Consider the following 3,793-nt stretch of genomic DNA (forward strand, 5'->3'; position numbering starts at 1 on the left):
CGGCGCCCAGCCGCGGCGAACCTGGCGCTCACGCTGGCGGCCGGCCTGGCGGCGGCGTTCGCCGGAGCCGCCCTCGGCTGGATGATCCGATAGGTCCGATGGGACGAACAGGGCTGACGGGATGACAGGGGCGGGATACCGCGCGTCGCCGGCTCCCTCCGGCGGCGCCGCCGCGGCCGTACGGGCGCCGCGACCCCGGTCTAACCCCCGTAGACGTGCTCGCGGATCTGCCGGATGTGCTCGGGAGTGGTACGGCAGCAGCCGCCGACGAAGTCCGAACCGGCGGCGTGCCATCCCGCCGCCGCCGCGCCGAACTCGGCGGGGTCGGCCAGGCCGCGCCAGCGGCGGGCCGCGGCGTCCCAGGTCTCGCCGGAGTTCGGGTAGACCATGACGGGCTTGCCCTCGATCCGCTCGATCAGGCTGGGGATGTGGCGCGGCGCGGTGCAGTTGACCCCGACGGCGAGGACCTGGGGGTGGCCCGCGAACAGCCCGGCGGCCCGCCGCATCGGGGTGCCGTCGCTGATGTGCTCGCCGTCGCGGCAGGAGAAGCTGACCCACGCCCGCACGCCCGGGGTCTCGTCGAGCAGCCGCCTCAGCGCGCGGGCCTCGGCGTACGACGGGACGGTCTCGCACGCCAGGAAGTCGGCTCCGCTGCCGGCCAGGATGTGCCAGCGGTCGCGGTGCCAGGCGGCCAGGCCGTCCTCGTCGAGGTCGTAGTCGCCGGTGTATTCGGCGCCGTTGGCGAGGTAGGCGCCGTACGGGCCGACGCTGGCGGCCACCGCGCCCTCGCCGTGGGCGTCCCGCGCCTCGGCGGCCAGGCGCACCGAGAGCAGGATCAGCTCCTCGGCCTCCCCGACGGACAGCCCCCGGCGCACGAACGCCGGAATGCTCGCCTGGTAACTCGCCGTGGTCGCCACCTGCGCCCCGGCCGCGTAGTAGTCGAGATGCGCCCGCCGGATCAGGGAGGGGTCCTCCACCAGGAGCTTCGCCGACCACAGCGCATCGCCCAGGTCCGCGCCCAGGGACTCCAGATGGGTGGCCAGACCGCCGTCGAGAATCACCACCCCGCCACTGTACGTCACAGGTGACGGGGGATCCGGCGGACGATCTCGAAGACCTCCGGACGGTCCGGCGGGCCGGCCGCGGGAGCGGCCGTTCCGCCGGACCCGGCGGTCACCGCTTCCAGAAGGGGCGGCGCCGCTTCGGCTCGCTCAGCGTCTCCAGGCTCCGGACGGCCTGCCGCCACAGCGCGTCCGCGTCGGCGCCGGGGCCCGCCGACGTCAGCTCCCCGGCCAGCGCCTCCAGCTCCGCGTGGCCACCGAGGAAGACGGCCAGGGCGGCCAGGCGGCTGCCCAGATCGGACAGCAGGCGCAGCCGCTCGGCGGGGGGGAGGGACTCGGCGGCACGCAGCCGCCGGAGCTCCTCGGCCAGCTGCGTGCGCAGGGCGTCGTCTCGCGCACCGGAACCGGCCGGGACGCCGGCGGGGGTGGTGGGAGTGGGAGGCGGGACGGACCGGGACCTCATCGGCGAGCGCGGCACGGGGGTCCCGCCGTACACCGGTGCGGGGGAGGGCGGCGGAGATCCGGGAGCGGCCATCCGCGGCGCGGGCATGGGCGCGGGCATGGGCGCGGGCATGGGCGCGGACATGGCCACGGGCATGGCGGCCAGGGTCATCGGCGCGGCCGCGGCCGCCGGCGTCTCCCAGCCGCTCGGCGGCTCCACCGGCTGGATCACCCGGTGCTCCGGGCCGCCCTCGGCGACCACCCGGCTGTCGACCGCGACGAACGCGGTGAACCGGCAGAGCACGCCGTACTCCAGGGAGGTCGAGACGATCTCCTCCTCCAGTGAGCGGTCTCCGGCGGCGTAGCGGTCCTCCAGGTCGCGCAGCCGGGCCCGCGCCCAGATCGAGCGCACCGCCGGGTTGTCCGCCCGCGTCCCGGTGATCCGCCGCTCCCACGGCCGTCCGGCGGCGTCCAGGCCGCGCAGGACCACGCCGGCGGAGGACTCCGACGGCGTGCCCCGGTAGCGGCCGCGGACGGTCAGCGGCACGCCGGGATAGACCGAGCCGAGGCGGCCGGTCGAGCCGGGGACCGGTTCCAGGCCGTCCCCCGCCAGGGACAGGTCGGTGACCAGCGGCGCGCCGATCCTGCGGTGGATGTGCTCCATGGCCTCGTCCAGCCGGTCCTCCGACTCCACCAGCTCGCACCGGCCCGCGCCGAGCCCGGCCAGCCGGCCCAGGAAGCCCGCGTTGACGGCCTGGTCGATGCCGACCGTGTGCACCCGCACCCCGGCCAGCCGCCCGGCGGTCCGCTCCAGGATCTGGTCCTCGTTGCCCACCTGCCCGTCGGTGACCAGCACCAGCACCCGGTCCCGCGCGGAGTCGCCGAGCAGCGCGGCGGCGCGCTCCAGCGGCTCCACCATCTCGGTGCCGCCGCGCGCCTCCAGCCGGGCGAGGTACTCCACCGCCCGGTAGCGGTTGCGGTCGGTGGCCCGCACCAGTCCGCCGCCGTCCTCGCCGAGCCGCCCGGGGTGCTCCACCACGGTGTCGAAGGCGAGCACGGCGAACCGGTCGTCGCCGGTCAGCGTGTCGACGATGCGGGCGGCGGCGCGCCGGGCCGCGACCATCTTCCAGCCGGTCATGCTGCCCGAGCGGTCCAGCACCAGCACGACGTCCTTCGGCGCGGGCGCCGACGGCCCCCGCTCCGGGACCGCGGTCAGCGCGAACGTGCCCTCGTCCCCTGATCCGTCCGGGTCGGGGACGAGGGCCAGGGCGGTGGAGGCGTCGAAGCGCAGGCGCAGGATGAAGTCGCGGTCCAGCCGCTCGCCCGGCGCCAGCCGTACGGTGCGGCCCTCCTGCAGGACCGTGTGCAGGCTGGAGCGGACCTCGCGCAGCTCCAGGCCGGCGGCGTCGACGGTGACCGCGAGCGAGAGCCGCACCGGGTGGGGGAAGCCGGGCAGCAGCACCGGCGGGGTGATGCGGGAGGCGTCGGGGACCGCGTCGGTGTCGGCGGCCCAGCCGTCGCCGGCCTGCCCGCCGTCGAGCGGGGCGCCGGGGATGTAGCGGGGGGCGACGACCAGCGGGAAGCGGAACGTCGCCGCGCCGTCCTCGTAGGGGAGCGGCTGGTCGAGCGTGAGCCGTACGGTGACCCGCTCGCCCGGCACGATGTTGCCGACCCGGATGGTGAAGACGTCGGGCCGGTCCTCCTCGGCGATGGCCGCCCTCCGCCCCTCGGCGACCGCCTGGTCGTAGTCGGCCCTGGCCCGGCCGCGCTCCTTCAGCACGCCCTCGACGACGTGCCCGTCGGCCTCCATCCGGAAGGCCGTCACCGCGGCCCGGTCGGGCAGCGGGAAGACGTAGGTCGCCTCCAGCGCCACGTCGAAGGCGTTGCGGAAGGTCTGCGTCACCGTCACCCCGGCGGCCAGGCCGGAGACCTCGGCGGTGACGTCCACGCTCTCCAGGGGCAGGTTGCCGCGCTCGGTGACGAGCGCGCCCAGCCCGGCGTCGGGGACCGGCTCGCACTCGTCCGGCCGCAGCGGGGTGATGGAGTTGATCGTCATGGCTTTCCTTCCGGAGAGGCGAGCCCACGCTCGCGCAGGACCGCCAGGAGCGCCTCGGACGCGGCGGCGATCTCGGCGAGGTCGTCGTGGGACGGGGTACGGCTCGCGCCGTCGAGCAGGAGGGCCACCCCGGCGGCCAGCCGTACGGCGGGCACGGCCGAGGCGGTGGCGGTGGCGGTGGTGGAGGCGGCAGGGGAGGCCGGGGGAGGCCGGGGAGGCCGCCCCGCCGTACGGT

General features: G+C 76.5%; 3 protein-coding genes. All 3 read right to left on the reverse strand.

The genetic code is table 11. The features are described 5' to 3' along the window. Window positions 1-200: 200 nt before the first annotated feature. Complete coding sequence (gene mmuM / locus ACWJ6R_RS32070; protein WP_449065807.1) at window positions 201-1,064, reverse strand: homocysteine S-methyltransferase; 864 nt, start codon at window positions 1,062-1,064, stop codon at window positions 201-203. Between the two features lie 109 nt (window positions 1,065-1,173). Continuing rightward, window positions 1,174-3,558, reverse strand: a complete 2,385-nt coding sequence (locus tag ACWJ6R_RS32075; RefSeq protein WP_449065808.1) for a VIT domain-containing protein — start codon at window positions 3,556-3,558, stop codon at window positions 1,174-1,176. After that, window positions 3,555-3,793, reverse strand: a 239-nt coding sequence (locus tag ACWJ6R_RS32080) for a hypothetical protein (RefSeq protein ID WP_449065809.1), incomplete at its 5' end; no start/stop codon positions are given. The genes ACWJ6R_RS32075 and ACWJ6R_RS32080, both read right to left, overlap by 4 nt.

The sequence above is a fragment of the Planomonospora algeriensis genome (assembly GCF_977012225.1).

Coding starts and splice junctions, on each gene's coding strand:
- ACWJ6R_RS32075 (WP_449065808.1), bottom strand. CDS start 3,558: ATGACGATCAACTCCATCACCCCGCTGCGGCCGGACGAGTGCGAGCCG.